Below are 5299 nucleotides of genomic sequence, written 5' to 3'. Positions count from 1 at the left end.
CTGCGCGAGCGCCATGTGAGCGACGCGCCCACGCTGCTCGACGGTGCCCGCCGCGCCATGCGTGCGAGCTTCCAGCGCGAACTCGACGCGGCCGAGCAGAACCTGTCCTTCCTCGCCACCGTGGGTTCGGTGTCGCCGTATGTGGGCCTGTTCGGCACGGTCTGGGGGATCATGCATGCCTTCACCGGCCTGGCCGCGCTCGCGCAGGTGACGCTGGCCACCGTGGCGCCCGGCATTGCCGAAGCGCTGGTGGCCACCGCCATCGGCCTGTTCGCCGCCATTCCGGCGGTCGTGGGCTACAACCGCTTCGCACGCGAGATCGACAAGATCGCGATTGCCCTGGAGACCTACATCGAGGAGTTCTCCAACATCCTGCAGCGCAACCTTTCGGCCAATCCGGCCGCGGTGGCGTCGGCAACTTCGGCGGCTCCGGCCAACCGCTGAGCGGAGGTCCAGCGCATGCCCGCAGTTTCATCCCGGGGCCGAGGCCGCCGCACGATCAACGAGATCAACATGGTCCCGTTCATCGACGTGATGCTGGTGCTGCTGATCATCTTCATGGTCACCGCGCCGCTCATCACGCCGAGCGTGATCAACCTGCCCTCGGTCGACCGCGCCAACAAGCAGCCCGACAAGCCGATCGAGATCGTCATCAAGAGCGACGACGAAGCGCAGATCAAGAAGGACCCGTCCACCGGCAGCGGTGGCACCTCCGTTCCCATGACCCAGATCGGCTCCGCGGCCAAGACCGCCCAGGGCGGCGACGACCAGCGCCCCGTGGTCATCAGCGCCGACAAGTCCGTGAAGTACGAAACCGTCGTGAAGGCGATGAACCAGCTCAAGCGCAGCGGCATCGAGCGCGTGGGCCTGTCCGTCACCACCACGGGCGGCAAATAAGGCATGTCGCTCGCACTGGATCGCCCCGAGTTCGCACCACCGCCGCAGCGCGGCACGCCGCGCGCAGTGCTGCTCGCGCTGGTCGCGCACGCGCTGCTGATTGCCGCGCTGACGTGGGGAGTGCGCTGGCGCAGCGATGCCGACGAAGGCGCCGTCGATGCGGAACTGTGGTCTTCCACGGTGCAGCAGGCCGCGCCGCGCCTGTCGGCGCCGCAGGCACCCACGCCCGCTCCCGCGCCGCCGCCGCCTGCGCCTCCTCCGCCGCCACCGCCGCCTCAGGTGAAGGCCCCCGAGCCCGCCCCGGCGCCGCGCGCGCCGGACATCGCGCTCGAGCGCGAGAAAAAGCTCAAGGAAGAAAAGGAACAGAAGGAGCGCGAGCTCGAGCGCCAGCAACAGCAGCGCAAGAAGGAGCTCGAGGCCAAGCAGCGCGCCGAAGACGAAGCCGAGCGCAAGAAGGCGCAGCAGCAAAAGCTCGCCGAACAGCAGAAGAAACAGCAGCAGGAGGCCGAGGCCAAGCAGGCCGAAGCGAAGAAGCAGCAGGAAGCCGCAGCCAAGCAGGCCGCGGCCGACCGCGCCGCAACGCTCAAGCGCATGCAGGGCCTCGCGGGCGCGAGCGGCAGCGACGATTCCAAGGGCACGGCAATGCGCTCGTCAGGACCGTCGAGCGGCTACGCCGGACGCATTGCCGCGGCGGTACGCCCCAACATCACCTTCCCCGATGCCGAGACAGTCAATGGCAATCCGGCCGCCGAGTTCGAGGTGAACCTGGCACCGGACGGCACCATCGTCGGCGTCAAGCTGACCAAGTCGAGCGGACTGCCCAGCTGGGACGAAGCCGCCGAACGCGGCCTGCACAAGACCGACAAGCTGCCGCGCGACACCGACGGGCGCATCTTCCCGTCGCTGATCGTCTCGCTGCGGCCCAAGCGGTAGTTGCAGGGCCGGCCAGGCGCCAAGCGCGCCCGGCCGCCTCGCCGCTCACTCGTAGACCACCGAGGCCTTGCCGGCTTCCGCCTGCGCCGTCCAGCTCGCGAGCGCGGCGTCGGTCGGGAAGAACTTCGCGCGCTCGCCCAGCTGCAGCTCGACCTGCGCACCGCCGCGCGCCATCGACAGGCGCACCGGCAGCCCCTGCACGAGGTCGCCGTGCTCGCTCTGCTCGGTGCGCGGCGGAAAGTCTTTCACCAGGCGCGCGATGTCGGGCGCCTTGCCATTGACCGCCACGCGCAGGAATTTTCCGAAGCGGCAGCGCGCGGTGGCCAGGTCCCACACCTGCTGCACCTGGAAGCGGGCCTCGAAGCCGCCGCGGCCCGGCTGCAGCCGGCCGCTCACGATCACCAGTTCGTCGTCCTTCAGGGTGTTGCGGTTCGCGTTGATCAGCGCCTCGTCCGCGGTGGCGTCGATGGCATCGGACTTGTCGTCGAGCTTGAAGATCGCCAGCCGGCCGCGCTGGCCGTTGATCACGCGGAAATCGCTCACGATGCCCGCGATCACCTGCTGCTCGCGCGTGTCCATGAGGTCGCCGATCTCGCGCTTGCAGAAGCGCCGCACCTCGTGCGCCACCTCGTCGAACAGGTGGCCTGAAAGATAGAAGCCGACGGCCGTCTTCTCGAAGGTGAGCCGCTCCTTCACGCCCCAGGGCGTGGCGTCCACCAGCTCGGGCTCCTGCGTGGCCGAGCCGTGCTCGCTGTCGCCGAAGATGTCGACCTGCGCGGCATTGGCCTCGGTGGCGGCCGCAAACTCGAAGGCGCGGTCGACCGAGGCGATGAGCGAGGCGCGGTTCTGCTGGATCGAATCGAAGGCACCGGCCTTGATGAGCGCTTCGACCGTGCGCTTGTTGATGCGCTGGCGGTCGATGCGCACGCAGAAATCGAACAGGCTCTTGAAGGGCCCGCCTTCTTCGCGTGCGCGCACCACGGCCTCGACCGCGAGCTGGCCCGTGCCCTTGACCGCCCCCAGGCCGTAGCGGATCACCTTGTCGGTGACCGGCTCGAAGCGGTAGTTGCCGCGGTTCACGTCCGGCGGCTCGAAGGTGATGCCGAAGTTCTTCTGCGCGTCCTCGAACAGCACCTTGAGCTTGTCGGTGTCGTCCATTTCCACGGTCATGTTGGCGCAGAAGAACTCGGCCGTGTAGTGGACCTTGAGCCAACCGGTGTGGTACGCCAGCAGAGAGTAGGCGGCGGCGTGCGACTTGTTGAAGCCGTAGCCCGCGAACTTCTCCATCAAGTCGAAGATCTCGTCGGCCTTGTCCTGGGGAATGCCGTGCGTCGAGAGCGCGCCCGCGCGGAATTTCTCGCGGTGCTCGGCCATCTCCTCGAGCTTTTTCTTGCCCATGGCGCGGCGCAGCAGGTCGGCGCCGCCGAGCGAATAGCCGCCCAGGATCTGCGCGGTCTGCATCACCTGCTCCTGGTAGACCATGATCCCGTAGGTCTCGGAGAGCATCTCGGCCACGGCCGGGTGCGGGTACTCCACCTCTTCGCGGCCGTGCTTGCGCGCCACGAAGCTCGGGATCAGGTCCATCGGGCCCGGACGGTACAGCGCGTTGAGCGCGATCAGGTCCTCCAGGCGCGTCGGCCGCGCATCCTTCAGCATGCCCTGCATGCCGCGGCTTTCGAACTGGAACACCGCTTCGGTCTTGCCCTCGGAGAACAGCTTGTAGGTCTCGCGGTCGTCGAGCTTGATGTTCTCGTACGCGAAGTTCTCCTGGCCCTTGTGGCGCTTGACGATGAACTCTTTCGCGATCTCGAGGATCGTGAGCGTGGCCAGGCCCAGGAAGTCGAACTTCACGAGGCCGATGGCCTCCACGTCGTCCTTGTCGTACTGGCTCACGGCCGAGTCGCTGCCGGGCTGCTGGTAGAGCGGGCAGAAGTCGGTGAGCTTGCCGGGCGCAATCAGCACGCCGCCCGCGTGCATGCCGATGTTGCGGGTCATGCCTTCGAGCTTCTGCGCGAGCTCGACCAGCATGCGCACTTCTTCTTCCTTCTCGATGCGCGCCGCGAGCTGCGGCTCCATCTCGATGGCGTAGTTGTTCTTGTCGCCTTCCACCTTGGGGTTGGGCGGATACTGGATGGTGACGGGCTGGCCCGGCTTGTTGGGAATGAGCTTGCTGATGCCGTCGCAGAACATGTAGCTCATGTCGAGCACGCGCCCCACGTCGCGGATGGCGGCGCGCGCGGCCATCGTTCCGAAGGTGGCGATCTGGCTCACGGCATCGCGGCCGTACTTGTCCTTGACGTAGTCGATCACGCGGTCGCGGTTGCCCTGGCAGAAGTCGATGTCGAAGTCGGGCATCGAGACGCGCTCGGGGTTCAGGAAACGTTCGAACAGCAGCTTGTATTCAAGCGGATCGAGGTCGGTGATCTTCAGCGCATAGGCCACCAGCGAGCCCGCGCCCGAGCCCCGGCCCGGGCCCACCGGGCAGCCATTGTTCTTGGCCCACTKGATGAAGTCGSCCACGATCAGGAAGTAGCCGGGGAAGCCCATGTTCAGGATCGTGTTGATCTCGAACTCGAGCCGCTCCACATAGCGTGGCCGCTCGGCCTCGCGCCTGGCCGGATCGGGATAGAGGTGCGCCAGGCGTTCTTCCAGGCCCACGAAGGACTCCTGGCGGAAGAACTCGTCGATCGGCATGCGCACGCCTTCGCTGATGAAGGGCGTCGGAAAATCGGGCAGCTGCGGCTTGCCGAGCACCAGCGTGAGGTTGCAGCGCTTGGCGATCTCGACCGTGTTGGCCAGCGCGCTCGGCACGTCGGCAAAGAGCGCCTGCATTTCGGCGCTCGACTTGAAGTACTGCTCCTCGGTGAACTTGCGCACGCGGCGCGGGTTGCCGAGGATTTCGCCTTCCGAGATGCAGACGCGCGCCTCGTGCGCCTCGTAGTCCTGGCGTTCGGCAAACTGCACCGGGTGCGTGGCGACCACCGGCAGGCGCAGCCGGGCCGCGAGCTTGACGGCGGCAATCACATGCGGCTCGTCCTCGGGGCGGCCCGCGCGCTGCAGCTCGATGTAGAAGCGGTGCGGGAACATGCCCGCCAATTGCAGCGCCAGCTCGGCGGCGCGCTCTTCCTGGCCCTGCAGCAGCGGCGCGCCCAGCGGGCCGGCCTGCGCGCCCGACAGCGCGATCAGCCCGCCCTGCAGCTCCTGGAGCCATTCGAGCTTGCAGGCCGCCTGCGACTGGCCGCGGCCCACGTTCTGCGTCCAGGCGCGTGCCAGCAGCTCGGACAGGTGCAGGTAGCCCTCCATGTTCTGCACCAGCAGCACGATGCGGGTGAGCACGCCGGGCTCCTTGCCCAGGCCTTCGATGAAGATTTCAGCGCCGATGACCGGCTTGACGCCCTTGCCTCGCCCCTGCTTGTAGAACTTGACCGCCCCAAACAGGTTGTTCAGGTCGGTGATGGCCAGTGCGGGC

Annotated in this window: 4 protein-coding genes; 3 read left to right on the top strand and 1 reads right to left on the bottom strand. The window is 67.4% G+C overall.

The window, feature by feature from the left end; translation table 11 throughout:
- From AC1DOC_RS17900 to tolA, 3 genes are all read left to right on the top strand, one after another.
- The coding region (locus AC1DOC_RS17900; protein WP_478130191.1) for a MotA/TolQ/ExbB proton channel family protein at window positions 1-444 on the top strand (444 nt) is incomplete at its 5' end.
- A gap of 15 nt (window positions 445-459) precedes the next feature.
- The gene (locus AC1DOC_RS17895; RefSeq protein ID WP_012748215.1) at window positions 460-897 is read left to right on the top strand and encodes an ExbD/TolR family protein; all 438 of its coding nucleotides are present in this window, start codon (window positions 460-462) and stop codon (window positions 895-897) included.
- A 3-nt stretch (window positions 898-900) separates the two neighbouring features.
- A complete protein-coding gene (gene tolA, locus AC1DOC_RS17890; protein ID WP_478081602.1) occupies window positions 901-1830 on the top strand; it encodes a cell envelope integrity protein TolA in 930 nt (309 codons plus the stop codon).
- Window positions 1831-1875: 45 nt separating this feature from the next.
- Here the strand turns inward: tolA and dnaE are convergent.
- The coding region (gene dnaE / locus AC1DOC_RS17885) for a DNA polymerase III subunit alpha (protein ID WP_478130190.1) at window positions 1876-5299 on the bottom strand (3424 nt) is incomplete at its 5' end.

The organism is Variovorax sp. 01T439_2 (assembly GCF_056398445.1).
This window is presented reverse-complemented; position numbering and strand designations above follow the sequence as displayed.